The sequence below is a fragment of the Alteromonas sp. MMG017 genome (genome assembly GCF_018100795.1).
GTDB lineage: Bacteria > Pseudomonadota > Gammaproteobacteria > Enterobacterales > Alteromonadaceae > Alteromonas.
This window is the reverse complement of sequence record NZ_JAGJDY010000001.1, coordinates 46854-73761: the sequence shown is the minus strand read 5'-3', so window position 1 is coordinate 73761 and position 26908 is coordinate 46854. Positions and strand designations below refer to the sequence as shown.

The 26908-nt window shown below is 44.1% G+C and carries 25 protein-coding genes and 1 tRNA gene; 19 read left to right on the top strand and 7 right to left on the bottom strand.

Features of this window, described 5'->3' with window-relative positions; translation table 11 throughout:
* Positions 1–200: 200 nt before the first annotated feature.
* Positions 201–629 carry a MerC domain-containing protein gene (locus J8L84_RS00375; protein ID WP_211068959.1) on the top strand — a complete coding sequence of 143 codons (429 nt, stop codon included), beginning with the start codon at positions 201–203 and terminating at the stop codon, positions 627–629.
* 65 nt (positions 630–694) lie between these two features.
* Here J8L84_RS00375 and J8L84_RS00370 read toward each other — a convergent pair whose 3' ends face one another.
* The 4 genes from J8L84_RS00370 to rsgA all read right to left on the bottom strand — a co-directional run bounded on the left by J8L84_RS00370 (position 695) and on the right by rsgA (position 4425).
* Positions 695–1384: a glycerophosphodiester phosphodiesterase family protein gene (locus J8L84_RS00370; protein WP_211068958.1), complete on the bottom strand. Its 690-nt coding sequence runs from the start codon at positions 1382–1384 to the stop codon at positions 695–697.
* Positions 1385–2269 (bottom strand): DMT family transporter, encoded by an 885-nt coding sequence (locus tag J8L84_RS00365; protein WP_211068957.1) that lies wholly within the window; start codon positions 2267–2269, stop codon positions 1385–1387. It lies immediately after the preceding gene.
* Between the two features lie 3 nt (positions 2270–2272).
* Positions 2273–3211, bottom strand: coding sequence for an archaetidylserine decarboxylase (gene asd, locus J8L84_RS00360; RefSeq protein ID WP_211068956.1), 939 nt, complete (start codon positions 3209–3211; stop codon positions 2273–2275).
* Positions 3212–3378: 167 nt separating this feature from the next.
* Positions 3379–4425 (bottom strand): small ribosomal subunit biogenesis GTPase RsgA, encoded by a 1047-nt coding sequence (gene rsgA, locus J8L84_RS00355; RefSeq protein ID WP_211068955.1) that lies wholly within the window; start codon positions 4423–4425, stop codon positions 3379–3381.
* Positions 4426–4509: 84 nt separating this feature from the next.
* On the opposite strand from rsgA, the gene orn reads away from it, so the two are divergent.
* The 8 genes from orn to ilvN all read left to right on the top strand — a co-directional run bounded on the left by orn (position 4510) and on the right by ilvN (position 13720).
* The gene (gene orn, locus J8L84_RS00350; protein ID WP_211068954.1) at positions 4510–5055 is read left to right on the top strand and encodes an oligoribonuclease; all 546 of its coding nucleotides are present in this window, start codon (positions 4510–4512) and stop codon (positions 5053–5055) included.
* Positions 5056–5159: 104 nt separating this feature from the next.
* A tRNA-Gly gene (locus J8L84_RS00345) sits at positions 5160–5235 on the top strand.
* A gap of 706 nt (positions 5236–5941) precedes the next feature.
* Positions 5942–8416, top strand: coding sequence for a TonB-dependent receptor (locus J8L84_RS00340; RefSeq protein ID WP_211068953.1), 2475 nt, complete (start codon positions 5942–5944; stop codon positions 8414–8416).
* Between the two features lie 86 nt (positions 8417–8502).
* On the top strand, positions 8503–10101 hold the full coding sequence (locus J8L84_RS00335) for a sulfotransferase (RefSeq protein WP_211068952.1): 1599 nt from the start codon (positions 8503–8505) through the stop codon (positions 10099–10101).
* 75 nt (positions 10102–10176) lie between these two features.
* Positions 10177–10671, top strand: a complete 495-nt coding sequence (locus J8L84_RS00330) for a DUF4442 domain-containing protein (RefSeq protein WP_211068951.1) — start codon at positions 10177–10179, stop codon at positions 10669–10671.
* 250 nt (positions 10672–10921) lie between these two features.
* Positions 10922–11302, top strand: a complete 381-nt coding sequence (locus J8L84_RS00325; RefSeq protein ID WP_211068950.1) for a DUF413 domain-containing protein — start codon at positions 10922–10924, stop codon at positions 11300–11302.
* A gap of 202 nt (positions 11303–11504) precedes the next feature.
* The gene (locus tag J8L84_RS00320) at positions 11505–13223 is read left to right on the top strand and encodes an acetolactate synthase 3 large subunit (protein WP_211068949.1); all 1719 of its coding nucleotides are present in this window, start codon (positions 11505–11507) and stop codon (positions 13221–13223) included.
* Complete coding sequence (gene ilvN, locus J8L84_RS00315) at positions 13223–13720, top strand: acetolactate synthase small subunit (RefSeq protein WP_013785617.1); 498 nt, start codon at positions 13223–13225, stop codon at positions 13718–13720. Before J8L84_RS00320 ends, ilvN begins: the two co-directional genes overlap by 1 nt.
* 54 nt (positions 13721–13774) lie before the next feature.
* On the opposite strand, the gene J8L84_RS00310 is transcribed toward ilvN, so the two are convergent.
* Positions 13775–14734: a hypothetical protein gene (locus J8L84_RS00310; RefSeq protein WP_211068948.1), complete on the bottom strand. Its 960-nt coding sequence runs from the start codon at positions 14732–14734 to the stop codon at positions 13775–13777.
* Between the two features lie 179 nt (positions 14735–14913).
* Between J8L84_RS00310 and tatA the strand changes: the two genes are divergently transcribed.
* From tatA to hemB, 7 genes are read left to right on the top strand one after another with little or no spacing between them, the layout of a single operon-like run.
* Positions 14914–15153: a Sec-independent protein translocase subunit TatA gene (gene tatA, locus J8L84_RS00305; protein ID WP_211068947.1), complete on the top strand. Its 240-nt coding sequence runs from the start codon at positions 14914–14916 to the stop codon at positions 15151–15153.
* A complete protein-coding gene (tatB, locus tag J8L84_RS00300) occupies positions 15153–15452 on the top strand; it encodes a Sec-independent protein translocase protein TatB (protein ID WP_013785614.1) in 300 nt (99 codons plus the stop codon). The genes tatA and tatB overlap by 1 nt, the downstream gene beginning before the upstream one ends.
* The gene (gene tatC / locus J8L84_RS00295; protein ID WP_211068946.1) at positions 15453–16208 is read left to right on the top strand and encodes a twin-arginine translocase subunit TatC; all 756 of its coding nucleotides are present in this window, start codon (positions 15453–15455) and stop codon (positions 16206–16208) included.
* Between the two features lie 26 nt (positions 16209–16234).
* Positions 16235–16768, top strand: a complete 534-nt coding sequence (locus tag J8L84_RS00290) for a hypothetical protein (protein ID WP_211068945.1) — start codon at positions 16235–16237, stop codon at positions 16766–16768.
* A 1-nt stretch (position 16769) separates the two neighbouring features.
* Positions 16770–17549, top strand: a complete 780-nt coding sequence (locus J8L84_RS00285; protein ID WP_211068944.1) for a TatD family hydrolase — start codon at positions 16770–16772, stop codon at positions 17547–17549.
* A 5-nt stretch (positions 17550–17554) separates the two neighbouring features.
* Complete coding sequence (locus tag J8L84_RS00280) at positions 17555–19456, top strand: diguanylate cyclase (RefSeq protein WP_211068943.1); 1902 nt, start codon at positions 17555–17557, stop codon at positions 19454–19456.
* 3 nt (positions 19457–19459) lie between these two features.
* Positions 19460–20458 carry a porphobilinogen synthase gene (hemB, locus tag J8L84_RS00275; protein ID WP_211068942.1) on the top strand — a complete coding sequence of 333 codons (999 nt, stop codon included), beginning with the start codon at positions 19460–19462 and terminating at the stop codon, positions 20456–20458.
* A gap of 141 nt (positions 20459–20599) precedes the next feature.
* Here hemB and J8L84_RS00270 read toward each other — a convergent pair whose 3' ends face one another.
* A complete protein-coding gene (locus J8L84_RS00270) occupies positions 20600–22111 on the bottom strand; it encodes a guanosine-5'-triphosphate,3'-diphosphate pyrophosphatase (RefSeq protein WP_211069290.1) in 1512 nt (503 codons plus the stop codon).
* Positions 22112–22124: 13 nt separating this feature from the next.
* Positions 22125–23432, bottom strand: coding sequence for an ATP-dependent RNA helicase RhlB (gene rhlB / locus J8L84_RS00265; RefSeq protein ID WP_211068941.1), 1308 nt, complete (start codon positions 23430–23432; stop codon positions 22125–22127).
* 99 nt (positions 23433–23531) lie between these two features.
* Here rhlB and trxA point away from each other — a divergent pair, with 99 nt between their 5' ends.
* From trxA to J8L84_RS00250, 3 genes are all read left to right on the top strand, one after another.
* The gene (gene trxA / locus J8L84_RS00260; protein WP_013785606.1) at positions 23532–23858 is read left to right on the top strand and encodes a thioredoxin TrxA; all 327 of its coding nucleotides are present in this window, start codon (positions 23532–23534) and stop codon (positions 23856–23858) included.
* A 278-nt stretch (positions 23859–24136) separates the two neighbouring features.
* On the top strand, positions 24137–25402 hold the full coding sequence (gene rho / locus J8L84_RS00255) for a transcription termination factor Rho (RefSeq protein WP_211068940.1): 1266 nt from the start codon (positions 24137–24139) through the stop codon (positions 25400–25402).
* A gap of 211 nt (positions 25403–25613) precedes the next feature.
* The gene (locus tag J8L84_RS00250; RefSeq protein ID WP_211068939.1) at positions 25614–26903 is read left to right on the top strand and encodes an amidohydrolase; all 1290 of its coding nucleotides are present in this window, start codon (positions 25614–25616) and stop codon (positions 26901–26903) included.
* The last annotated feature ends 5 nt before the right edge of the window (positions 26904–26908 follow it).

Genomic DNA, 26908 nt, shown 5'->3' with positions numbered 1-26908 from the left:
TGAATCTTCACTTATGGCATTTTGTTCTGTTAAAGATTGAAAATATCATAGGGGAAAGTTTCGCATTCCCCTTAAAATGTTATATTATAACGTCTCTGGCAGGGTTACTCTGCGGTTACAGTGCGCGTGCAGCTATTGTTATAACTAAAGCGTGTACAGTGACGAGTTTTAAAGTTTTTGATGTTACAAAGGTACAGTAAATGAATCCGGTAGAAGACAATCCAACAAAATTAGACAGACTTGGCATTTGGGTGTCGAGCTTGTGTGCGTTGCATTGCCTAGCGCTGCCTGTTGTTGTGCCGTTGTTGCCACTTATTGGTTCTTCATTTTTTGCACAAATTTGGTTTGAACGAACCATATTAACTATTTCGTTAATTATTGGTGCGGTTGCACTTATCGGCGGGGCCACTCGCTATCACGGTCGTTATTATCCGTTGGCGTTACTGTTTACCGGTGGTGCGATTTACTGGAACAAGAATATGTTTGGTGAAGCCTACGAGCCGTTCACCATTGCTGTGGGTGCTTTACTTATTGTGGCAGGGCATTGGATTAACATGCGTTTGTGTCGTCAATGTAAGTGCTGTAAAGAAACGGTATTTTCTAATCACTTATCTACCGAAATAGAATAGTTTAAATTCCACGTTAATTTTCTGACGTAAATTCTTATAAACCAAAAACCCAAAGTGTTAGCGTCTTAATTAAGAACTCGTTTTGCTATGTTGGGTACGTTGGTAAAAATACCGGTTACACCCCACCGCTTCAATTGAAGCATATCTTCAGGTTCATCCACCGTATAAACATACACATCCAATCCTGCCTGTTTCGCCGTATTCACAAAATCAGCATTCACTACATCTAATGCAATATTAATAGATTTCGCTTTAAGCTGGCGGGCGCAGTGCGTAGCATCAAGCGCATAGGTAGCGGTTAATGCGCCAATAGCCACCTGTGGCCATAATGCACTTATCGCGGCTAACCAATGATGATTAAACGAAGAAACAAGCAACGTATTCGGATTTATTCGTGCATCTTTCACGGCCTGTTTTACATCTTGCACCCAGGTTTCGGCATTATGTAAGTGTTTTACTTCAATATTGCAAAGCGCTCCATCAGGCAAGGTAGTTAGCACCTCTTCCAAGGTAGGGATAACTTCACCTTCTCCGGCGTCTAGCTGCTTTAACTCTGCCAGTGGGGTTTGTAATAACAACCCTGAACCGTTTGTAGTGCGCCCTAGGGTTTTATCATGAAAAACCACAATGGCATCATCATGCTGGTAGGTGTCGAACTCTATTCCATCTGATTGTTGCTTGAAGGCTAGTATGAATGCTTTAAGGGTGTTTTCAGGCGCAAGCGTACTCGCACCTCTGTGGGCAATAATAAGCATTTAGTCACTGTCCTTGTCGGACTTGCCATGCAGTTTATGGGTATTGAGCGTTTCGTAAATAGAGGCAGAAGTAATAAGAATGCCGCCCAATAGTGTGCTGCCACTGGGGTTTTCGTCTAACAGTAATACGGCAAGAATAACTCCGTAGAAAGGCTGCATACAGGCAATAAGTGAAAAGGTCTTTGCTCGCAAATGACGTAAACTTGCTGCAATTAAAGCGTGTGGCAACGCGGTAAAGACAGTCCCTAATAACAGTAGCATTAACCATGCACTCATCGGGGCATCTGTAATTTCATTACTACCAGTAGGAAGCAAGAAAATAGCAATGACTAAAGTTTGCCACGCCATGGCTTTAGCGCCACTGTATTGTTTGAAGTGTTTTCGGTGAATAAGGTTTCTGAACGCATAAAGCACCGCAGAGCCTACGCCAATAAGTACGCCTAAGGTAATGTCATTATCCAGCGACGTTTCAGGCACAATAAAATATACACCTGCAATAACCGTTAGCGCAGATACTATGTCTTGCCATACCAAGCTTACTTTTTCAAAGAATGGCTCTATCAGTACGGTAATCACCGGGAAAGTGAATAGCGCAATCATACCTACCGAAACACTAGAGTATTGCATCGCCGCAAAGTAGGTTACCCAATGAAGGGCCATCAAAATACCTAGCCCTATCGCTACCAGATAATCTTTGCGGCTTGCCAGCGTCAAGTTTTCGCTAGAAAACTTAAGGAAGAGGAACAATGCGATACAGGCAAATGCCGAGCGCATTAGCGTGATATCACTGGCACTGAGGGGCACTAAGTGTGAAAAAAGTGCGGTACCGCCCAATAGAACAACGGTAAAGTGCAGTGATATCAAGCTTCGTTTTACTGCATTCATAAACTAGCTTGTTGTCGCTTGCGTGCCTAAATCAGCGCCTGAGTTAGCGTCTAAGTCAGCGCTTGCATCAGTATTGACTGAAGCGTTCGCAACAAAAGCCATAGGTTTACCTAAACGGGTTACTTGCCCAGGTGCTAATGCATCAAAATCAATCATGTCTTTTTCGAAACATACCACAATGGTCGAGCCCAACTTAAAGCGACCTAGCTCATCGCCCTTCTCAAGGTGTACGCTCGCTTCGGTATCTTTTTCGTAAGCCCAGTGTTGAACATTTTTACCGGTAGGTGGCGATACAGTGCCTGCCCAAACGGTTTCTATACTGGCAACAATCGTAGCACCAACCAATACCATTGCCATTTTGCCTACAGGGGTATCAAATAACGCGACAACACGCTCATTGCGGGCAAACAAGCTTGGGATGTTTTGAGCGGTAAGTGGGTTTACTGAGAATAACTCACCAGGCACATACACCATGTCGGTCAGCGTACCCTCTACCGGCATATGAATGCGATGGTAGTCTCGTGGGGCTAAATAAATGGTAGCAAATTTTCCGTCTTTAAACGGTGCCGCTAAATCTGGCTTTCCGCCTAATAGGCTAGTAAGGCTAAAATCGTGCCCTTTAGCTTGAAATATACTGTCAGCTTCAATGTCGCCAAATTGACTTACCGTGCCATCTACCGCTTGAATTAACACCTCTTCTCGTGGGTCAACAGCGCGAACTTCTGGTTTCAATGGGCGAGTAAAGAAGGCATTGAAACTGCGATAATGGGCAGGATCTGAATGTAAGGCCTCGCTCATATCAACATTATATTGCTTGATGAAAAGCTTGATAAGAAACGTAGTGAAACCACCAAGCTCTGCTGCCGCTAATTTGCCTACTAGGCGTGACAACAAATGTTTAGGGGTAATGTATTGTAAGTTTATTTTAAGCCAGTCCAGCACGAAAGCTCTCCATTAAAAAGACAGGTTAATTGTACCCTAACTTATATGCGCGTAAGCAACTTTAAGATTATGTATGCTACAAAGTTGGAATAAGCCAGAAGGGGTGGGCTTGTTGAAGTAGTATCTATGTGTGTTTTCAACAAGCCATAAAATAATAAATACTAGCCTTATGCGCCAGGTGGTTGACTGTGGCTCGGACGCTGCTCGTCCATAGTAGTTAATATTTTGTGGTAGCTAGCAAAACGCTCGGCATTAATCTTTCCTTCATCAACCGCTTCCCGAAGAATACAGCCAGGATCGTTAAGGTGTTTACAGTCACGGAATTTACACCCGCCTAAATAATCTCTAAATTCAATAAAACCCCAAGTAATGCGTTCGGTGGGAATGTGCCACAAGCCGAATTCACGAACCCCTGGAGAGTCAATTAAATCACCGCCAGCCGGTAAATGCAGTAGCTTGGCTGCGGTAGTGGTGTGTTGGCCTAAGCCTGAGTTATCTGATACTGCACCGGTGAGAATGTCGGCACCAGGCAAAACTTGATTAATTAAGCTGGATTTTCCTACACCCGATTGCCCTACGAAAACACTAACATTGTTATCAAGGTAGGCATTAAGCTCATCAATACCCTCACCGGTCTTACAACTGGTGAAAAGCACGTCATAACCTAAGTCGGTATAAACCTTTAATTGCTCATTAATGGTTTCTCTTTCACTTTGTGAAAGGAGCTCTACTTTGTTTAAAACAATAAAGGGCGTAATACCAATGTCTTCACAGGCCACTAAATAGCGGTCGATAATGTGAGTAGATAATGAAGGCAGGGTAGCGCTTACCACAATAATTTTATCGATATTAGCGGCGATGGGCTTTATACCATCGTAAAAATCGGGGCGGGTAAGCACTGAATGGCGGTCGTTAACAATTTCAATAACACCACGTACACTACCAGAGTCGGCATCGTCGCCTTTACTGAAAAGTACCTTATCGCCACATACCACAGAGTCAACGGTTCGGCGGATATGACACCGTGACACATTGCCCTCGGCGTCTTCAACATCGGCATGTTTACCAAAGCGACCGGTCACAACGCCGCTTATCAATTGGCTTTCATCTAGCGATGATTGCTTATTGTCACCATGCTTATCTTGCAACCGTTTACTTCTATTGGCTGCGACTTGGCGTTTCTGTCTGTGTGTAAGTTTTGGTTTTTTCGCCACGATTCTTTTCTAGTTCACGTATACTGCACTTATAATAACGTTTGTAGAGCATGGTTGCCATGCCTCAGTACTAAGAGGAAGCCGATGACAAAGCACGACAGTAATTTAGTGTGGATTGATATGGAGATGACAGGGCTCGATCCAGAGACTTGTGTGGTAATGGAAATTGCCACCATAGTCACAGATGCACAGCTAAATGTGCTAGCTGAAGGCCCTGTTATTGCAGTGCATCAGCCTGATGACGTGCTCGATAGTATGGATGAGTGGTGTACGCGGGTACACGGTGAAACTGGGCTTACTGCGCGTTGTCGTGCCAGCACGGTGACTGAAGCGGAAGCTGCACGTCAAACTATGGCATTTTTAGCTGACTATGTTGATGCAGGTAAATCGCCTTTGTGTGGTAACACTATAGGTCAAGATAGACGCTTTATGGTGAAGTACATGCCAGAGCTAGAAGAATACTTTCACTATCGCAGTATCGATGTGAGCAGCGTAAAAGAGCTGATTAAGCGATGGAAGCCTGAAGTATTAGACGGATTTGATAAAAAGGGTGTTCATCTTGCCCTTGATGATATTCGCGAGTCTATTGAAGAAATGCGCTACTATCGTGAGAAAGTGTTCACGATTTAAGCGGTAAAGGTGCGTTTGTACAAAAAAATCCAATTAATGGTTGCCAAATAAAAATATTTTTGTACAATGCGCACCACTTCAAAACGAAGTGCCTTTTTTTGTATGCGGGAATAGCTCAGTTGGTAGAGCACGACCTTGCCAAGGTCGGGGTCGCGAGTTCGAATCTCGTTTCCCGCTCCAAATTTTTATACTCTGAACGAATAAAACATTAATCACTTTGATTAGTGAGCCCCCTGTGGGGCCGCGACCGGTTCTCGGCGAGTTACAAACCCCGTTTTCCGCTCCAAATTTTATACTTCAAATTACGTTAGCAGCATATAAGATTGAATAAAGCGACCCTGTGGGCCCGCGACCGAGTGTCGACCAGTTACCAATTCCATTTCCTACGCAGTAATGCCTAAAATTCGACGCGTCTCTAATCCTGAAATTGCACCACTAATTAAATTAAGCTTGTTCATTTGAGCGTAAATTGCTGATAAAAGCGCGTAAGTACGCTCACTAAAGCGCAGTTGAATGTAAATTTCCTACTAATATACGTATAAAAAGACCCTAAATTTTGAATGGGTTTTTATTCTTGAGTTTTCGCACTTTTTTGGGGCGTAATTTCACTAAATTGGTGATGCTGGGTAAAAATGCATAAGTATCAATGGTTAAGCTTGCATGAAATGCGGCTATCAGTAGCTTTATTTCAAAATTAGTGCATGCATGCGCGATATTAGAGCATATTTATTCAAAAATTATTAAATATTAATGTGTTTTTGCTTTAGAATGCGCGCCGTTTACGGCACAGATTCTGCTACGGATCATGCTGAAAATACTGATGTACGTGCCCAATAAGAAAACAAATGGGTATTAGATAGAAGCCCCGCCAGGAGAAAACACAAGCATGCACTATAAAGGCAGCACTTTCGGGTACTCTTTGGTTGCCGGCGCTGTATTTACTGCTTTAACCAGCAGTGCAGTTGTCGCCCAAGAAGTTACTGTAGATGAAAAACAAGTAGAAACAATTGAAGTTACTGCAACACGCCGAAGCGGCACTTTGCAGGAAGTTCCAATTAATATCTCCGCCATAACATCGGACGTGTTGGCCCAACAAAATATTGAAGACCTAGACTCAGTAGCACGCTGGGTGCCAGGTTTGACCGTAACCGATCAGGGTGGTCGAAATGATTCTCCTATTATCGTGCGTGGCTTGAATACAAACTCATCTGGCCCAGGCTCAGATGGCGGTACGGTAGCAACTTACTTTGGTGAAATACCGCTTTTCCTTAACATGCGTTTACAAGATGTAGATCGTGTTGAAGTACTGATTGGGCCACAAGGCACCTTATATGGTGCTGGTACACTTGGTGGTGCCATTCGCTATATTCCAAAAGCAGTTGATTTAGATTTTACCACGGCAGAAATTACCGGTGATGTCTTCACCATGGAAGAGAGTGATTCACTAGGTGGCGAAGGAAGTTTTGTTTTCAACGCGCCTATTATTGAAGGTGAGTTGGGTGTTCGAGCATCACTTAATTACTTCAATAACCCTGGTTTTATTGATTACAACTACGTTGTACAAGAAGGTGGGGTTTCACTGCCCGATCCTGATTGGACTGACAGCACTGCCATCAGCGATAACTTACGCCAAGTGGAAGATGCTAACGGTGAAGACACGCTAACAGGCCGTATTGCGGTACGTTGGCTACCCACCGACACCATAGACGCTACGCTTACCTATTTCTTCCAAACACAGGATGTAGAGGGCCGTTCAATTAGCCACTACAATGCGTTGTCTGAGGAAAACGGTTTAAGTGCGTTAGTCGGTAAATACGAGTCGGCTTATCGTTATGAAGAGCCGCGTGAAAAAGAAGATTCATTATTAAGTTTAGAAGTAAAAGCAGATCTTGGTTTTGCTGAATTAGTGTCGGCGACGGGCTATTCGAAATTTGAATCTGACGGTCAACGTGACCAAACTGATTTACTTATTCGTCTAGACTACAGCTACGAAGAATTCCCTGCGTTTTCTTCTTACACGGAAGAGTTATCGGAACGCTCTACGCTTACCCAAGAAGTTCGTTTAGTGTCGCTAGACGATGGTCCACTATCGTGGATTGTGGGTGGTTTCTATTACGACACTGACAGTGAAGGCACCAGTAAAGAATTTACTCCTAACTTTGATGTGTATGCCATTGAAGTATGGGGCGTTGAAGGTAACTATCGCCCAGATAGCCTTGAATACTTCTCTGCTGACGAAATTGATATTACTGAAAAAGCACTTTTCGGTGAGCTAACTTATGAAATTACCGATAAGTGGGATGCCACTATTGGTTTACGAGCTTATGATTATGAAGTGTCAGCACGCTCGGGCGTAGATTTGCCACTTTATTACTCTGTATTTGAAGGTCGTGCTTCTGATTCTATCGATTTAGAATTAACCGAAGCACCTACTGAAGATGATAGCGGTACGTTGTTTAAATTTAATACGAGTTACAAATTCACTAGCGATACCATGGCCTACGCGACAATCAGCGAAGGTTTCCGTATTGGTGGTGCTAATGGTGCACCAGCGTGTCCAGATAACGTTGATGATTTAAATAACCAAATAGTGTGCGCATTACCTGATGAGCAGACTTACGGTGCAGATACCACGACCAACTACGAGCTTGGCGTTAAAACCAACTTCTTCAACAACAAACTTCAGGTTAATACCTCTTTGTTCTATGTTGATTGGGAAGATCCACAAGTTACAGGAGCAACTGTAAATGGTCAGCAAACCATTACGGTTAATGCTGAAGGCGCCGCATCTAAAGGACTAGAGTTGTCGTTACGTGGTCGCGCAAATGACTACTTAACCATGTATGCCACGTATGCTCATACGAAAGCAGAGCTAACCGCTGATGCGCCATTCTTGTTTACAGCCCAAGGTGAAGCGGGAACTGAACTACAAGATTTTTACGATGGTAAAGACGGTGACCGTCTGCCGGGTTCAGCCGAACACCAGTTTTCATTTGGTATGACATACAGCCAAGAAGTATTTGGCGATAAAATGCTAGATGTGAACTACGGTATCACCGCACAAAGTGATATTTATACAACGGTTGGTTTACGCCAAGATGGTGAAGCATTGCCAGGTTATGCAATCAGTAACTTGAATGCGCGTATTTCATCTGAAACATGGTCGGTAACCTTATACATCGACAACCTGTTCGACAAATATGCATTTGTGTCTACACGACGTAACGTAAGTGATATTGGCGAAGGTGTATACGACAGTGTACTTCAACCAAACGGCACTGAATTAAGCCGTAACTACGGCCATTACATACTGACGCCGCGTACCGTAGGCCTGAAGTTCAACTACAAGTTTGATATGTAGTAGTATTACTTACAGTACTTATTAAAGGCACTCAATGGAGTGCCTTTTTTTCAGGCGCATCATGAAAATAGCAATCATAGACAGCAATGATAGATAAACAACAGCATTTCAACGTGGCTACCACAGCCATTAGTAAACGAGACTATACGTCAGCACATAAAGCCTGCGTAGAGGTTATTCAGGCCTTTGGCGACGACCCTCATGCTTATTTTCTACTGGGTATCATCCACATTGAAATAGGGCAAATTAATAAAGCGGTTAAGTTATTAGAAAAGTCGAATAGTCTTGAGGCTAGAGCCCTGACTTATGCTTATCTCGCCAAATGCTTTGCACTCATTGGCGATCTTAACCTTGCCCAAGCCGCCGCTAAAAAGGTCCCTCCAACATCACTGACGCGAGCGCTAGATTTAGATACCGTAGGCGTAGCGTTAAGCAGAGTAGGCGACCATGACGGTGCGCTTTCTTATTTTAAACGAGCTTTATCTATTGATAACGACAATCCGCAGTTTCATTATAATTATGGCGTGAGTAGTAAGTTCGCCGGTCATTTTGCGCATGCTAGAGAACATTTCGAACGCGCAATTTCATTAAACCCCAATTTTTATCAGGCACATTTTGCATTATCAGACTTAGGCGGGGTTACGGCACAGAAAAATCATATTGACCGTTTGCTGGTAGCATCACGCACCTGCGAAAAGCATGTGGAAGGGCGGCTACACATTGGCCATGCACTTGCAAAAGAATATGAAGCGTTAGGGCAATACGATAGGGCTTTTGAAGCACTGCAGCACGCTAAAGCGCCCAAACAACAAGCCAGCCAAGATGCCTTTGCAGACTACGAAGCGTTATTCGACTATTTACAGCAGCAAGCGCAAAGCGCGATTGAAGGTATTGACGTAGACGCTGATAAAAGCGCGATTGAGCGTATTAAAGCAATAGGGGCACAAGATGATTCGCCAATTTTCGTGATAGGTATGCCCCGCTCTGGCACTACCTTGGTAGAGCGTATTTTAAGTCATCATAGCCAAGTTGCCTCAGGCGGCGAACTACAAGATTTCGGGGTGGCAGTAAAATCGCTGGCCAATACGCCCTCACAACATGTTCTTGATTTAGACACTCTTAAAGCGGCAGAAAACCTTAACATGCAAGAAATCGGGGAACGCTACCTAGCGCGAACCGCTTATCTTAAAGAGGACGGGCAGCGCTTAGTTGATAAGCTGCCGTTTAATTTTTTCTATGTTGACCTTATTCGCCGTGCATTACCGAACGCTAAAATCATTTGTTTAATGCGAGATCCCATGGATACCTGTGTGGGCAACTATCGCCAGCTATTTTCTATTCATAGCCCATACTACGCGTATGCTTATGATTTAAATGTTGTCGGGCGTTTCTACCTGCGATTTAAAAAGGTAATGGAAGCATGGGCGCAGAAATTTCCTGACAACGTGCATATTCAATCGTACGAAGCATTGGCGATTAACCCTACTGAAGAAGTCCCCAAATTACTTTCGTTTTGTCATTTACCCTGGGAAGAGCAGTGTCTACATGTAGAGCGAAATACACTGCCAGTTTCGACAGCGAGTAAAGTACAAGTGCGCGAAGCAATCAATACTCGTTCGATTGGGCGCTGGAAGCAGTATGGCAACCACACCGCGTCGCTACAAAAATTGTTAGGCCATTGTTAAAATTACTTGCATCCTTTGCGGTGGGAGCATAACCTCACTGGTCTAACCAGAAGAAAGTATTTCAGAGAGAAGATCATGTCCGTACCAAACCCACTGCGCAGCTTTGCGAAAAAAGCCAATACCTATCCAACATGGCTACGCCAGCGTATGCTGACGTGGATGTTCCGGTACAAAGTGAAACTAACGGGTACGGTCAGCATCGATATTCTGGAAACCGATTTGAAGTCAGTGACTTTCCGCCAGAAAAATTATAAGAAGGCGCAAAACCATATTGGGAGCGTGCATGCTGCGGCAATGGCGCTATTAGCCGAGTCTTCTACAGGCTTTGTTGTTGGTGTTAACCTACCTGGTGACAAATTACCGCTTATCAAAGAAATGAATTTCAAATATGTGAAGCGCGCGCAAGGTGATATGCATGCAGTGGCGCACCTTACAGATGAACAAATAGCGTTGATGCAAACTCAAGAAAAAGGTGAGGTGACGGTAGCCGTTAAGGTAACAGATGCCCAAGGTATTGAACCGGTTCTGTGTGAAATGGTTTGGGCTTGGGTTCCGAAAAGCAGGAAGTAATACCTGTATCTCAAAAATAGGCCGATTACCCTGTGTGCGTTGCTTATGCAGCGCACCTGTTCTCTCTATGTATTTTACAGTTTTATTAAGTTTTCTCTTAGCACGTTTTTCTGTTTGACAGCATTGTTGATTCCAACTATCTAATTATCAGTGTAATGAGCCAAGCGGCACAGTCGCGCGGTTAATGGTTCCTCATCGGCGCACGATGCGGAGTATGATAATAGCTATAAAGGCTGAGATAGGGGGTCATATGACAACGTTATCCAGAGAGAAACTGATCAACCGCCCGTTTGCTGATAAAAAGCATTACCCTTATGGTTTTGCACGCTCCGGTGATTTTTCAATTTCTGAAAGCAAGTTATTGCAAGCCCATGGTAGTTTGTTTGCAGCCTTAGTCGATGGCAAGATTGAACCTAGTTCAGACATTGAAATAAATTATCTCTATGCTGCACTGGGGCAATGTGAGCCGCAAACACCTCAAGCTAAAGCGTGGGTCAAATATCAAACCCGAATCAACCGGCCAAAAGCGGCCAGTATTTATGGTTCTAAGCGTGCTGTAACAGAAGATGCAGACGATAATATGGGAATAGATGATAACAACGACCTTGAAATAGACATTGATGACGATTAGTTGTTAATTTCTTGTGAAATTCATCCTAATAATCGCCATTAATTTCATCATAACGAAAGATTTATCCTATTTATCTTGAATATTGGGATATATATCTCACTTTTGTGCGGTTTGCTGTTTTATCTTCCTACGTCCTTCGTTATAGTCCGCTCATCGTCAACATTCGCTGACAATACACCAAACCGATACAGGAGATAGTACTGTGAAAATGATGTCGGGCGCTGCCATGGTGGTAGAAGCGCTAAAAGATGTAGGAGTAACACATGTGTTCGGCTACCCAGGTGGTGCCGTACTAGACATTTATGACGCTTTATATGCGCAAGAAGATGTCGAACATGTCCTCGTACGTCATGAACAGGCAGCCGCTCATATGGCGGATGGTTATGCACGTTCAACTGGCAAAACCGGCACAGTCCTCGTCACCTCAGGCCCAGGCGCAACTAATACCATTACCGGTATTGCTACGGCTTATATGGATTCAATTCCGATGGTTGTGTTGTCAGGCCAAGTTCCTTCAAAGCATATCGGTGAAGACGCTTTCCAAGAAACCGACATGGTAGGGTGTTCTCGCCCAATCGTAAAACACAGCTTCTTAGTTAAGCGTGCAGTAGATATTCCAGAAGCGATTGCAAAAGCCTATTACATTGCAAACACGGGCCGACCAGGTCCAGTGGTAGTCGATTTACCGAAAGACATTGTAAATGTTGCTGAAGATCACCCTTATGTGTTCCCAACTGACGTGACAATGCGTTCGTATAACCCAACCGAGCGAGGGCATACTAAGCAAATCAAAAAAGCAGTCGCTTCATTGATGAAAGCCGAACGTCCAGTACTTTACGTTGGTGGCGGTGCAGTTACGTCTGAAGCGTCATCACGTGTTATCGAACTAGCTGAGAAGTTAAATGCGCCGGTAACGTGTACGCTTATGGGCTTAGGCGCCATGCCAGGTACACATGAACAGTTCGTAGGTATGCTTGGTATGCATGGCACACTTGAAGCAAACAAAACCATGCATAATGCCGATTGCATTATTGCCTTAGGGGCACGTTTTGATGACCGCGTTACCAATAACGTAGATAAATTCTGCCCGCATGCCGATATTATTCACGTAGATATCGACCCTGCGTCTATCTCTAAAACCATCAATGCACATATTCCGGTGGTTGGCTCAGTCGATAAAGTACTCGACCAAATTTTAGAACAGCTTGTTAATAAAGACCTATCTGGTCAAAAAGAAAAGCTAGCCGATTGGTGGCAACAAATTACTCAATGGCGCTCTCGTGAATGTTTGAACTACGAGCAAGGCGATACGGTAATCAAGCCACAGCAAGTTATCCAGTCTATTTATAAGCACACCAACGGTGAAGCTTATGTTAGCTCTGACGTAGGTCAGCATCAAATGTTTGCGGCCTTGTATTACCCGTTTGATAAGCCTCGCCAGTGGATCAACTCAGGAGGCTTAGGCACCATGGGCTTTGGTTTGCCGGCAGCTATGGGCGTGCAGTTTGCACATCCTGAGTCTACTTCTGTCGTGGTAACGGGTGACGGTAGTATTCAAATGAATATTCAAGAGTTGTCTACCTGTTTGCAGTACAACCTGCCGATTAAAATCATTACTTTGAACAACCGAGCGCTAGGTATGGTTCGTCAGTGGCAAGATATGATTTACAAAGGTCGTCACTCGCATTCATACATGGACTCTATGCCAGACTTCGTGAAACTTGCTGAGTCTTATGGCCATGTAGGTATCAAAGTAGATAAATTAGACGAATTAGATGCAGCTATGGAGAAATGTTTCAGTCTTACAGATCGCCTCGTGTTTATGGACATTGCGGTAGACCAAAACGAGCACGTGTATCCAATGCAAATTAAGTTTGGCGCTATGGATGATATGCGCTTAAGTAAGACGGAGCGAACCTGATGAAACGTATTATTTCAGTATTAATGGAAAACGCCCCTGGCGCGTTATCACGTATTGTGGGTGTTTTCTCACAGCGCGGCTACAACGTAGACTCGTTATGTGTAGCACCTACTGACGATGGTAGCTTGTCGCGTCTTACCATCATTACTCATGGTGATGATAAAGTGATTGAGCAGATTACTAAGCAAGTGAATAAGCTTATTGATGTGCTTAAAGTGGTAGACCTTACTGAAGGCACGCATATTGAGCGCGAGTTGATGCTAATTAAAGTGGCTACTCGCACTGAATCAGTACGTGCTGAAGTAAAGCGCAATAGTGATATTTTCCGTGGACGCATTTTAGATGTTCATGCGAATAATTACACCATTGAAATTACGGGTACTACAGACAAACTAGATGCTTTTGCGGCCACCATGGCTCAATGTGCTGAAGTGATTGAATCATCGCGCACTGGCGTGTGTGGTTTAGCGCGAGGCGAGCGCGCATTACGCCCGTAACAGGCAATCACTAAGTAAGATTATTGATAATGTACTAAAGGCGAGTAACCAGAGTTACTCGCCTTTTCCGTAGTAGGCCTCTAAACGCAGCGCCATACCGTAAGACGGCGAGAAATCTTCACTTCGAAGCCAGAGTACGAATGGTTCTACCTCGAAATAAAGCCATTCTCTAATTGGGTTACTACGCCAACGTAGCCCTGTGTATACCTCTTCTACTTGATAGGTAGGTTTGTTTAACCCTTCCACCATAAGGCTGTAAACTAAGGCATTGTTGTTGTTGATAGGGTACAAGTGTTGTAACTCATGTCGCCACAACCAGTCGTTACTATTGTCACGAAAATAAAAGCGGTTATTTAGCCGAGTGACAATATTGCTGCGACTGACATGCTGGATAGAGGTGCCCAGCTCTGCGCCAAATTGATCCCGTGTGTATTGATATATTTCAGTATCGTAAAGCATGGCCCAATGGGAATTAAACGCATAGGCATCGCGGTAGCGAGCCTTTACATACAGTTGGTCACGCCTGCCTGCACCTATACGAAATGAATAGTGAGAGTTTATGTCGGGGCGAAATCGCAGTGAAATGGTCGTATTGTCTTGCCTTCCCAATGAAGGAGAACGAGCCGCTTTTATGGTGTCACTTTGGGTTTCGTCTTCATTATCACTTAAAAGTAAATCTACACGGTTTTCGAGGTGGGGGAGTGAAACACGAATACGAAACCTAAGATCGGTTTCTGCGATATCTCGGGTTCTAGGCTCCCAGCTAAGTTGAATTCGACCTTCTGCTTTCGCCTTTTCTTTGCTTTGTGAGCCATCGGAGAACAAGCCATCGAACTTACTGACGGTAAAGTCCATAGAGTCGGTGAAGCTGCGTTGCCACACATCAAACCATTGCATAGGTTGATGAGATTCAACATTGTTTTGCGCATTATTCACCACCTCGCGGGTAGGAATAGGCTGGTTATCACTTTGGTTAGTAAGTAATAAACACAACGACACAGCTAAACACAACATAACAACCCAAACTCCCTCTATCGATTACTCGGTGAAATGATATCCGTATCAATTAATTACCATCAGGATGCGTGTTGTGATAATAAACGTCAACGATTATTCATCCACGCAAATATTCACGTGAAAGCTAGCGCTTTGGGTGGCATACTATCCTAACTGTTGTATCGGAGATTATTTTTATGGGCGGTATTGGAATCTGGCAGTTACTTATTATCTTAGTAATTGTAGTTTTACTTTTTGGCACTAAACGTTTGAAAGGGATTGGCACCGATTTAGGTGGCGCAATCAAAGGCTTTAAAAAAGCAGTAACTGATAGCGAACAAGATGCCGATTTCGAGCAGAAGAAGCAGGTAGAAGACAATGATACCGCTGATACTGTTTCAACTAAAACGCAGAGCGACGTTAAAGAAAAATCCTGATGTTTGACATTGGCTTTTGGGAGCTATTGGTAATTGGTGTGATGGCCTTGTTGATACTAGGTCCAGAACGTTTGCCAGGTGCCATGCGGTCCACCATTAACACTATTCGAAGTGTGCGAAATACAGCAACGGGCTTTAAGCAAGAAGTTGAGCATCAGTTGCGCGTGCACGAATTACACGAAAACCTGAAGAAAGCTGAGCAGCAAGGCTTGAAAGATCTCTCGCCAGAGCTTGAACAAAGTGTTGATGAGCTTAAAAAAGCGGCTGAGTCGGTTCAGGAACCATATAAAAAACAGTAAATGTCTGACGCAAACAATTTAATATCTCATTTAATTGAGCTTCGTAGCCGCATTCTAAAAGCACTGTTAAGTGTGCTGGTGGTCTTTTTGTGTTTGGCGTACTTTTCGCAAGATCTCTATCAATGGCTCGCGTTGCCGTTGCTTAATTCTATGCCAGAAAACGCTAGCATGATTGCCACCGATGTTGCCTCACCTTTTTTCGCACCGTTTAAACTTACGCTGGTGTTGTCATTCTTTATCGCTATTCCTTACGTACTTTATCAAGTATGGGGCTTTGTAGCGCCTGGGCTATATCGCAACGAGAAAAAGCTCGTTGCACCGCTTTTACTCTCAAGTACTTTGTTGTTCTATGCGGGCATGGCATTCGCCTACTTTGTGGTATTTCCTATCGCGTTTGCGTTCTTTAATAGTGTGGCACCAGAAGGTGTTACGGTCAGTACTGACATCTCTAGTTATCTTAATTTTGTATTGAAACTCTTCTTTGCTTTTGGGGTCTCATTTGAAATTCCCATTGCCATTATCTTACTGTGCTGGACTGGGGTAACCGACGCAAAATCACTTCGAGCAAAACGCCCCTATGTGGTCGTTGGTGCGTTCGTGGTGGGCATGTTACTTACGCCGCCGGATATTATTTCTCAAACACTGTTAGCCATTCCTATGTGGATATTGTTTGAAATAGGCGTCGTTGTAGGTAGTTTGTATGCGGGTAAAGGCCGCCGAGATAGCGACGAAGAAACTGGCACTGAAATCGAATAACAATTAAGCAAAACAAAGGATTTACCATGAACAAACGTGCATTATTACTGTTAGTAAGTATGCTCTCTTCTAGTGCCTTTTTAGCACAGGCAGAAACCGTAGGCGAAGCGCTCGCCAAATGTAGCGAAACCAAAAATAGCCTTCAACGTTTAGTGTGTTACGACCGCGTAGAAAAGCAAGTAAATCGCCTCTCAGGTACGCAGGCAGGAATACCCATTGCAATGCCTAACAGTACGCCTGCCGTGGCTTCTGAACGCCGCCGTGAAGCACCGGTAAGCCAAACCCCTGCGCCTAAAGACGAACAGTTTGGTTTAGAGCACAAAGTCAAAACTGAAACCTTGGCCGACACATTTGCGGGTAAGATAACTAAGATTGCGAAAACGGCACGGGGCAAGTTTGTTTTAACTTTCAATAACGGTTCGGTGTGGCAGCAAACTACAGATACTACGTTGAAAGTGAAAGAAGGTGAAACCGTGATAATCGAGCGGGGTTTGTTGGGTGCTTTCTATTTGAAAAAAGAAGGGATTAACAAACGTATGAAAGTGAAACGTGTAAAATAGTATGCCTTGGTTTGATGCTGGCGTTAATCTATTAGATCGCAGATTTGATCCTCAAGAAATTATTTCAAATGCAGTGGACGCCGGTGTTTCCAAGCTGTGTATTATTACCACTCACCCTAATGAGTGGGATGCGGCAGCTGCACTTCATCAGCAGTTTCCGCAAATTTGTAGCTATACCTTAGGTATACACCCCCATAACGCGAAAGATGTGGTTGAAAGTGACTACGCTCGTTTAAGAAGCATGACTAATGACGCTGGCGTCGTAGCTGTAGGGGAGTGTGGGCTCGATTTTAATCGCAACTTTTCTCCTCCAGATGTTCAAATCAAAGTGTTCGAAGCCCAACTCGCGTTGGCGGTAGAATTGAACTTGCCAGTGTATCTTCATGAGCGAGATGCGTTTGAACAACAAGTGTTTTGCCTGCAAAAGGTGCTGCCTTCGCTTAACGGCGGTATTGCGCACTGTTTTACGGGTGATGCAACGCAGCTAAACACCTATTTAGATATGGGGCTGTATATTGGTATTACCGGCTGGGCATGTGATGAAAAGCGCGGAGAAGCCCTTCGTAACGCCATACCCACCATTCCATTAGACCGTATCATTTTAGAAACGGATGCCCCTTACTTATTCCCCAAAACCTTACGCCCAAGAAAACGTAACAATGAGCCTGCGCTATTGCCTCATATTGGTGAACAAATTAGCGAGCTAATGCAGGTTGCCCCTGATAAATTACGAGATAGCAGTTATGCTAATACTTGTCGTTTATTTTGTATCAGTGATTAATGGTAATGCTCATAAATCGTCAAGAGGTTCGCAATTACGATCTTTATCTCTTCGTTATCACCGTTGTTGCGGTATCGATTTTTGCGCTTGTTGCACTAAGTGTCGTACCAGAGCGGACCACAAATAGCCGGGTTTCCCAGTTAGCCTTTATTAACGATCCCGAGGGGCGGTTAACTTTTGAAACCGTTCTTGACAAAACCGCTGATAAAGCCCAAAAAACTTGGACGCCAGCGGTGTCGCCGGTAAATTTAGGGATGAGCAGTGACGTACATTGGTTCTCTTTTGTTGTTACGCCTGATAAGTCTCGCGCGGTACGTTATCTTTTCGAGATTGACTATGCCTTGCTCGATAATGTTGATGTTGCAGTTTACCCGCCGCTAGCAAGTTCGCCCGTTGTGCGTTACCAAGCGGGAGATAACCTCGCATTCAATGTACGCCCCATCGCGAATAACACCCCGCTATTTTCTTTGCCCTTAAGTGCTAAACCGCAAACCGTAGTGGTTCGCGTTGAATCTAGCGGCACTATTCGCATGCCTATCGCGGTGTGGGAAGAAAAAGAATTTATAGAATATGCAGCAAGCCAGAACCTAGCATTAGGGCTGTTTTTCGGTTTCTTATGTGCGATGGTCATAAGCAATATCTTCTTATTTTTTACTACTAAGAACCGCTCGTTTTTATTCTACACCGGCTATGCACTGAGCTTGGGCTTAACCCTCGCCTCATTGCAGGGATTGGGCTACGCCTATTTATGGCCCGAGCAGGCGTGGCTTCAGGGTAAGGCGGTACTCATTTTTGGTAATGCGACGATTTTATTTGCTGTACTGTTTTCGCGGCATTTACTGCCTATTGCCGAATTTAGCCCTGTGGTCGATAAAATCTCAAAGGTAGCTGCGTGGGCATTTGGAGCCTGTATTTTCACAAGTACAATATTGCCTTACCCCTTTGCCATAAAGCTCTACTTAGTCATGTTGTCGATAATCGTGTTTGTGGCCATGTTCACAGGTGGTTGGTTATCATTTAAAGGCGTGCCTATTGCCCGATACTTCTCTGTAGCGTGGTTATTTTTATTGTTAAGTGGCTTCATTGTTAGCTTAGATAGCGTGAATATAATTAATCTAGGCATTTCTACGAGCTATTTGCTTATAATCGCTGGTACCGTCGAAACGGTGATTTTAGCCCTTATTTTGGCAATTAATTATAGTCACAGTTACGATGAACTCATTTCCACGCAAGCATTTGCCCTGGAACAAGAAAAACAGGCGAGTAAGGCAAAAGAAGATCTTCTAGAAGTGCAACAGCGTTACCAAGATGATTTAGAATACAAAGTTGAAGAACGAACGTTAGAGCTTGAAATTACTTTGCGTGAACTGTCAGAAGTTAACCAAGAACTAGAACGCCTAACGGCAATCGATCCACTTACCGGGATTAATAATCGTCGTCACTTTGATAAAAAGTTAAAATCAGAAGGCCGACGAAGCCGACGCGAACAAACGCCTTTGTCTATTGCGGTAATCGATGTGGACCACTTTAAACGTATTAATGATAAATACGGTCATGCTGGCGGAGATGCCTGTTTAATTCATATAACGGGCATTATGCAAAGTATGTTGCTTCGTTTATCCGACGATTTATGTCGAATAGGCGGGGAAGAATTTGCACTTATTTTGCCTAATACCGACAGCGAAGGTGCCTTGCATGTTGTTGAGGCAATACGCGAACGTATCGAAAATTCTCCTCTCATGTTTGAGGGAGAGGCAATACACCTAACCATTAGTGCAGGGTTAACCACCAGCATTATCACGGACGAAGAACATGCTGAGGCGCTACTTCGGTTAGCGGATGAGCAGCTATATGCTGCGAAAGAATCAGGACGAAATAAAGTACTTTTCAAACCGTTTTCAGGATAACTTATGAATGCTTCCTTCCCGGCTCGCCGTATGCGACGCCTACGTGCAAAAGACGCACTGCGAGATTTAGTTGCTGAGCAACGTCTTACAACCAACGACCTTATTTACCCTGTATTCGTGCTTCCTGGCACCGGCCAGCGCGAAGAAGTGCCTTCAATGCCAGGAGTAGAGCGTTTATCTATCGATTTACTATTAGAAGAAACGGCAAAGTGGGTAGCCCTTGGTATTCGTACGCTAGCCCTTTTTCCCGTTACACCCATGTCACTTAAAACCGAGTGTGCTAAAGAAGCGTTTAACCCAGATGGCTTAGCACAAACGGCTATGCGTGCATTAAAAGCTCAGTTTCCAGATGTGATGTTAATGTCAGATATTGCATTAGATCCTTTTACGTCTCACGGACAAGATGGCTTGGTGGATGAGGCCGGATACGTGATGAATGATGTGACCATCGATGTGTTGGTCAAGCAAGCATTGTCACATGCCGAAGCAGGCGCAGATATTGTTGCACCTTCTGACATGATGGATGGGCGCATTGGCGTTATTCGTGATGCACTTGAGCGGGAGGGATTTATTAATACCTGCATTATGGCGTATTCAGCCAAGTATGCCTCTGCCTATTACGGGCCATTTCGCGACGCTGTCGGCTCTTCAGCGAATATAAAAGGCGGTAACAAGAAAACCTATCAAATGGACCCTGCAAACAGCGATGAAGCCATACACGAAATAGCCTTAGACGTGCAAGAAGGCGCTGATATGGTAATGGTGAAGCCTGGTATGCCCTATTTAGATATTGTTCGTCGTTGTAAAGACGAGCTAAAGGTACCTACCTTTGCTTATCAAGTCAGTGGCGAATATGCCATGCATCAAGCAGCATTTGCGAATGGTTGGTTAAATGAAGAGGCGGTAATTCTAGAGTCTTTACTGGCTTTCAAGCGTGCTGGTGCAGACGGTATTCTTACTTATTTTGCTCCCAAAGCAGCCGCGCTTTTAGCTGGCGACTAGCGCAGCGACCATAAAAGCAAAGAGAGAAGCGGGTAGAAAATCAAAGAGTAAGCGCATAGGCCAACAGGCCAGTTGCTAAAAAAATGGGATGCTACCTAAGGTCGCATCCCATTTTTTATTATTTATTTTAAGCAGCACTGATTATTTACAGATTAGTTCCCAGCCCGCTTTGTGCTGTAGCCAGCTTTCGTTAGCTAATTCAGCGTTAATCAACGGGTGAGCTTTCAGCCAGCCTTCAGGGAAGGAGACTTCCCATTTATCACCGTCGCAGACTAAATCTACATGGGGAATATGCTTGTTTTGTCTTCGCAAACACAGCACCACAGAAATACGCAATAGCCTCAGTAAACCTAACAGCATAGGCTGAGAGTCTTCATGGTAATTGGTAAACGCATCAGTTGGAATGGTTAACCGATGATGGGCTACAAGGTCGCGAATAGCCGCCCGCTGTAAGCGTGTGAAGCCAGGCAAATCAATAAAAGATAGAATATAAGCGCCATGCTCATGATGCTTTTTATACTCTATATGCAAGCCGGTCTCATGGAGTAGTGCAGCTGCACCTAAAATAGCTTCGGTATCTAAATGACAGATATTTTGTTGTGAACATAACTGCGAGCACAGCTGGATTGCTACGCTTTTCACTGAATTCGCTTGGGCTTTATCGATATGGTAACGCGCCATCGTTTGGTTAAGCGTTTGGTCGCGACGGTCATTTTCCTGCATGTTATCTAACATGCCGTAAATAAGTCCTTCGCGAAGCGCGCCGCCAGAAATATTCATATTTTGAATGGCTAACGCTTCGAATAAGCTAATTAAAATGGCTAAGCCGGAAGGAAAAATAGCCTTGCGATTTTCTTCTAAACCTTCAATGTTAAGCTGGCTAATTTCACCGCATTCAACACATTGTTTTTCTAGGTGATGAAGGTAATCAAGGCGTATTGAGTCGCTAATGCCCTGTGCCACCAATATTTCAGTAATGGCCTGCGGCGTGCCAGAGGCACCTAAGCAATTTTCCCAATCAAAACAAAGAAAGGCGTCTGCAACTGGGGAAAGTAACGCTTTCGCCGCGTGTTTAGCTTTTTCGAAGTTTTCAGCGGTAATCTTACCGCCCTCGAAATAGCGTTCCATAAAGGTGACGCATCCCATATCCAAGCTTTTTAAGTGGATGGGTTGCATGTCGTTACCAATAACAATTTCAGTACTGGCACCGCCGATATCTATAACTAAGCTATTACCTTGATTCGCCGAGGTATAGGCTACGCCAAGATAAATCTGACGTGCTTCTTCCTCACCGCTTATCACGTTGAGCTTGTGCTTAAGAATTTCTTCGGCTTTCCCAATAAACACTTGGGCATTAGTAGCAAGACGTAAGGTAGCGGTAGCCACTACCTTAATATTTGAGTGGGGAATATCTTGTAACCGTTCGGAAAAGGTTTGCAGGCATTGCCAACCACGTTCCATGCTCATTTCATCTAGTGCAAAGTCGTCATCCAACCCTGCCGCTAAACGTACTTTCTGTTTCACTTTGCCAATGATCTGAACACTACCATTAACAACGTGAACAATGACCATGTGAAAGCTATTAGAGCCTAAGTCTACAGCGGCGTAATACTCGCCATAGCTTTCAGAGTCGTGCTGAAGTTCTGCCTGCATATTGTCTCGAATGTTAGTTACTGTTTCCGCGATTAGACGGTTTACCTCTATTGCCACCGCTGTTACCACGACCTTTACCATTACCACGTCGAGACGAGTTTCTCGTGTTTGGCGTGCGTCTGCGTCTAGCTTTAGGCGCATTCACGTCATCAAGTAAGGCACTAGCATCGTAGTCAGTCACAGGGATTGCGTGTTGAATATACTGCTCAATAGCAGGTAAATTCAATGCATATTTTTCACATGCAAAACTAATCGCAATACCGCTTTGACCAGCACGACCGGTTCGACCAATACGGTGAACATAGTCTTCTGCATCATCAGGTAAATCGTAGTTAAACACATGGGTGACAGAATCAATATGTAAGCCACGTGCGGCAACATCCGTAGCCACTAAAATATCTAGCTTACCTTTGGTAAAGTCTTCCAATATACCCAAGCGTTTTTTCTGTGGTACATCACCGCTTAACAAGCCCACACGATGACCATCGGCAGTAAGCCAGTCGGTCACGCGCTCACAGCTGTATTTGGTATTAGCAAACACAATGGCCTTATCTGGCCATTCTTCTTCAAATAATGAAAGAAGCAGTAGCATCTTGTCATCATCAGAAGGATAGAACAGCTCTTGCGATACCCGAGTCGCCGTTGTTTGCTCTGGCGCAACTTGAACGTGAGTCGGGTTGTTCATGTGTTCGTAAGCGAGTTCTTGAACGCGATAACTAAGTGTAGCTGAAAACAGCATACTTAGACGTTCAGTAGCAGGCGGCAAGCGACGGAACAAAAAGCGAATATCTTTAATAAAGCCTAAATCGAACATGCGATCGGCTTCATCAAGTACGGCAACTTGAATATTATTCAAGGTAAACACGTTCTGTTTGTAATAATCCAGAATGCGTCCTGTCGTACCAATAATGATATCTACCCCTTCTTCTAGGGTTTCCCGTTGACTTTGGTAACCTTCGCCCCCATAAATCAATCCAAGCGATAAACCGGTATGCTCACTGAGCAGTTTGGCATCGTTGAAAATCTGAACGGCTAACTCCCTCGTTGGTGCCATTATTATGGCTCGAGGGCCTTTTGATTTGCTGTTCTCGTCATTATCTGCTTTGCTTAGCAAATAATGAAAAGTAGCAACCAAGAAGGCAATAGTTTTACCTGTACCCGTTTGAGCTTGTCCGGCAATATCTAAGCCTTCAAGTAACGGAGGCAGAGATAACGCCTGTATTGGTGTACAATTATTGAAATTTGCCGCCGTTAAGGCGTCAACAACCTTGCTATTAATCGGCAGGTCGGAAAAATGAGTATCAGTTAAGTGAGTAGGCATAGCTTATAGCTTATCAGTGCTTGCATTAAAAACGGTTTCTATATAACACTTATGGTAGAGCTGAAACAAATCAGCGACCGACCAAAAATGGAGAAAAGAATGAGCGACAAAATTATCCAGTTATCTGACGATAAATTCGAAGCAGATGTTATCAATGCTGAAGGTCCTGTACTGGTTGACTTTTGGGCCGAGTGGTGTGGCCCCTGTAAAATGATCGCGCCAATCTTAGAAGAAGTTGCGAACGAGTTTGAAGGCAAGTTAACAGTTGGCAAGTTGAATGTCGATGAAAATAACGAAACTCCACCTAAATATGGTATTCGTGGTATTCCTACATTACTACTTTTCAAAAACGGTAACGTAGCAGCAACGAAAGTGGGTGCGTTATCTAAAACTCAGCTAGCTGAGTTCTTAAACGAAAACCTTTAGAAAGATAGCAGTACAGAAAAAACCGGTGGTTTTAGCTACCGGTTTTTTATTTACCCATGAAAATAAGCAGTGGCAACGCCTATAACAGCGTGAATACAAGTTATTTAACAATTGGCGAGTAAAACGCTGGACGTTGATTAATTTTAGTGCTAACTTTTCTTAAGCGCTCACCCGAGCAGCATTCTGCTTAGCCTCTATTCAGGCATAATCAAATCAAAAATTAGAACAGAGTGACTACCAGTCCTGTAAGCAAACCCCAAGCACAAAGACCCACCAGTATGAATTTAACAGAATTAAAGAACAAACCGATTAGCGAATTAGTCGCCATGTCCGAAGAAATGGGCCTGGAAAACATGGCTCGCGCTAGAAAACAAGACATCATATTCTCGATACTGAAATCGCATGCTAAAGGCGGCGAAGATATTTTCGGTGACGGGGTTCTGGAAATTTTACAGGACGGTTTTGGTTTCTTGCGTTCAGCAGACTCTTCATATTTAGCAGGGCCTGATGATATTTACGTATCACCAAGCCAAATTCGCCGATTTAACTTGCGAACGGGCGATACCATTTCTGGTAAAATCCGCCCGCCAAAAGACAGTGAGCGATATTTTGCCCTGTTAAAAATCCGCGAAGTAAACTTCGACAAGCCTGAAAACTCCCGTAATAAAATCCTTTTTGAAAACCTTACTCCTCTACATGCTGCATCACGTATGCGTATGGAACGTGGTAATGGTTCAACAGAAGATATTACGGCGCGTGTATTAGACCTAGCCTCACCAATTGGTAAAGGGCAACGTGGTCTTATCGTTGCACCACCGAAAGCAGGTAAAACCCTTTTACTTCAGAATATCGCGCAATCTATTGCAGCGAATCACCCTGAAGCTGAATTGATGGTATTGCTTATCGACGAACGTCCAGAAGAAGTAACAGAAATGCATCGCCTGGTACAAGGTGAAGTGGTCGCTTCAACGTTCGATGAACCTGCAAGCCGTCACGTTCAGGTAGCTGAAATGGTTATCGAAAAAGCGAAACGCTTAGTTGAGCACAAGAAAGATGTAGTTATCTTACTTGATTCAATTACTCGTTTAGCACGTGCTTACAACACGGTTATCCCATCATCAGGTAAAGTACTTACCGGTGGTGTTGATGCCAACGCACTGCATAAACCTAAGCGTTTCTTTGGTGCTGCACGTAACGTTGAAGAAGGTGGTAGCTTAACGATTATTGCTACAGCGCTTATCGATACTGGCTCTAAAATGGATGAAGTTATCTATGAAGAGTTTAAAGGTACCGGTAACATGGAATTGCACTTGCATCGCAAAATTGCGGAAAAACGTGTATTCCCAGCTATCGACTTCAACCGTTCAGGCACCCGTCGTGAAGAGCTATTAACGTCACAAGAAGAACTACAAAAAATGTGGATCTTACGTAAAATTGTGCACGAGATGTCAGAGATTGATGCCATAGAGTTCCTTATTAATAAGCTCGCTATGACTAAGACTAACGATGAGTTCTTCAACGCCATGAAGCGTCAAAAGAGCTAAAACGTTTTTATCGAAAAAGCGCCTTAGGGCGCTTTTTTTGTGCCCGAATTTTACTACCCACTTAATCGAAATAATTCTTATTATACTTCTGTCTAATTTTCACTGGCCTTTGAATAGGTTATTTTTGAAAGTCACACCGCAATTGGTACTCGTATTTTTTAGCTACCAGATAGTTTATTCTGGCGTTTTACTCTACAACGGAATAGATGTTATGTATCGAAAGTTAATCTCGCTCGCTATGGCAAGTTGTGCCACTTTTGCCTTTGCACAAGTTGATGTTGATGCATTGGCTAGTGAAGTAGAGCCAGACGTTATTGAATGGCGCCACCACTTTCACGAATTCCCTGAACTTTCTAATCGTGAATTCAACACCGCAAAATACGTCGCAGACTACCTAGCATCGCTAGGCCTAGAAGTTGAAACTGGCGTAGCCAGCACGGGTGTAGTTGCGATACTCGATAGCGGAAAACCAGGCCCCGTGGTAGCGCTTCGTGCAGATATGGACGGTTTACCGGTTAAAGAGCAGGGTGATTTATCCTACCGCTCTACCCAAATTGGTGAATACAACGGACAAGAAGTGCCTGTTATGCATGCGTGTGGACACGATACGCACATGGCCATGTTAATGGGGGCGGCAAAAATACTGACCAGCATTAAAGGCGAACTTAAAGGTAAAGTGAAGTTCATCTTTCAACCGGCTGAAGAAGGTGCACCTGCTGGTGAGACCGGTGGTGCTGAAGTCATGGTCAAAGAAGGGGTACTTAAAAACCCTGATGTAGACGTTATCTTCGGGTTACACATTAGTTCGAACACTGATGTAGGTACTGTGCGATATAACTCGGGTGGAACCATGGCTGCGGTAGATCCGTTTAAAATTGTTATTCACGGTAAGCAAGCCCATGGCGCATACCCTTGGAAAAGTGTCGACCCAGTGGTAACAGCGGCACAAATGATCATGTCTATCCAAACTATTGTAAGTCGTGAGCTTAAGCTTATTGATGATGCCGCAGTGGTATCTATTGGTTCAATTCACGGCGGAAATCGCTCTAACATTATTCCCAACGAAGTAGAGATGGTAGGCACCATTCGTACACTTAATAAAGCAGCCCGTGAACATATTTACGAGTCGCTTCCGCGTAAAGTGAATGCTATCGCCGAGAGCATGGGCGCCAAAGCCGAGCTAACGCTTCCTTTAGATTACTACTATCCCATTACTTATAACGACCCCGCGCTTACGCAAGCCATGGTTCCAACCATGCAACGTACCGCAGGGGCTGAAAATGCCATCGTTTCAAAGCCGGTTACCGGTGCGGAAGACTTTTCCTTTTTCCAAGAAAAAGTACCTGGTTTGTACGTTTGGGTCGGTGGTAAGCCGCTGGATGTTTCCGAGCAAGATAGCCCTGCTCACCATACTCCTGAATTTTACGTAGACGATTCGGGTATGAAATTAGGTGTGAAACTACTGACTAACTTTACGTTAGATTACATGGCGCAACATTAATCATG

Excerpts from the sequence above, each read along its gene's own strand:
- J8L84_RS00375 (WP_211068959.1), top strand. The coding sequence starts at position 201 with ATGAATCCGGTAGAAGACAATCCAACAAAATTAGACAGACTTGGCATT.
- J8L84_RS00370 (WP_211068958.1), bottom strand. The coding sequence starts at position 1,384 with ATGCTTATTATTGCCCACAGAGGTGCGAGTACGCTTGCGCCTGAAAAC.
- J8L84_RS00365 (WP_211068957.1), bottom strand. The coding sequence starts at position 2,269 with ATGAATGCAGTAAAACGAAGCTTGATATCACTGCACTTTACCGTTGTT.
- orn (WP_211068954.1), top strand. The coding sequence starts at position 4,510 with ATGACAAAGCACGACAGTAATTTAGTGTGGATTGATATGGAGATGACA.
- J8L84_RS00340 (WP_211068953.1), top strand. The coding sequence starts at position 5,942 with ATGCACTATAAAGGCAGCACTTTCGGGTACTCTTTGGTTGCCGGCGCT.
- J8L84_RS00335 (WP_211068952.1), top strand. The coding sequence starts at position 8,503 with ATGATAGATAAACAACAGCATTTCAACGTGGCTACCACAGCCATTAGT.
- J8L84_RS00330 (WP_211068951.1), top strand. The coding sequence starts at position 10,177 with ATGTCCGTACCAAACCCACTGCGCAGCTTTGCGAAAAAAGCCAATACC.
- J8L84_RS00325 (WP_211068950.1), top strand. The coding sequence starts at position 10,922 with ATGACAACGTTATCCAGAGAGAAACTGATCAACCGCCCGTTTGCTGAT.
- ilvN (WP_013785617.1), top strand. The coding sequence starts at position 13,223 with ATGAAACGTATTATTTCAGTATTAATGGAAAACGCCCCTGGCGCGTTA.
- J8L84_RS00310 (WP_211068948.1), bottom strand. The coding sequence starts at position 14,734 with ATGTTGTGTTTAGCTGTGTCGTTGTGTTTATTACTTACTAACCAAAGT.
- tatA (WP_211068947.1), top strand. The coding sequence starts at position 14,914 with ATGGGCGGTATTGGAATCTGGCAGTTACTTATTATCTTAGTAATTGTA.
- tatB (WP_013785614.1), top strand. The coding sequence starts at position 15,153 with ATGTTTGACATTGGCTTTTGGGAGCTATTGGTAATTGGTGTGATGGCC.
- tatC (WP_211068946.1), top strand. The coding sequence starts at position 15,453 with ATGTCTGACGCAAACAATTTAATATCTCATTTAATTGAGCTTCGTAGC.
- J8L84_RS00290 (WP_211068945.1), top strand. The coding sequence starts at position 16,235 with ATGAACAAACGTGCATTATTACTGTTAGTAAGTATGCTCTCTTCTAGT.
- J8L84_RS00285 (WP_211068944.1), top strand. The coding sequence starts at position 16,770 with ATGCCTTGGTTTGATGCTGGCGTTAATCTATTAGATCGCAGATTTGAT.
- J8L84_RS00280 (WP_211068943.1), top strand. The coding sequence starts at position 17,555 with ATGCTCATAAATCGTCAAGAGGTTCGCAATTACGATCTTTATCTCTTC.
- hemB (WP_211068942.1), top strand. The coding sequence starts at position 19,460 with ATGAATGCTTCCTTCCCGGCTCGCCGTATGCGACGCCTACGTGCAAAA.
- J8L84_RS00270 (WP_211069290.1), bottom strand. The coding sequence starts at position 22,111 with ATGCAGGCAGAACTTCAGCACGACTCTGAAAGCTATGGCGAGTATTAC.
- rhlB (WP_211068941.1), bottom strand. The coding sequence starts at position 23,432 with ATGCCTACTCACTTAACTGATACTCATTTTTCCGACCTGCCGATTAAT.
- trxA (WP_013785606.1), top strand. The coding sequence starts at position 23,532 with ATGAGCGACAAAATTATCCAGTTATCTGACGATAAATTCGAAGCAGAT.
- rho (WP_211068940.1), top strand. The coding sequence starts at position 24,137 with ATGAATTTAACAGAATTAAAGAACAAACCGATTAGCGAATTAGTCGCC.
- J8L84_RS00250 (WP_211068939.1), top strand. The coding sequence starts at position 25,614 with ATGTATCGAAAGTTAATCTCGCTCGCTATGGCAAGTTGTGCCACTTTT.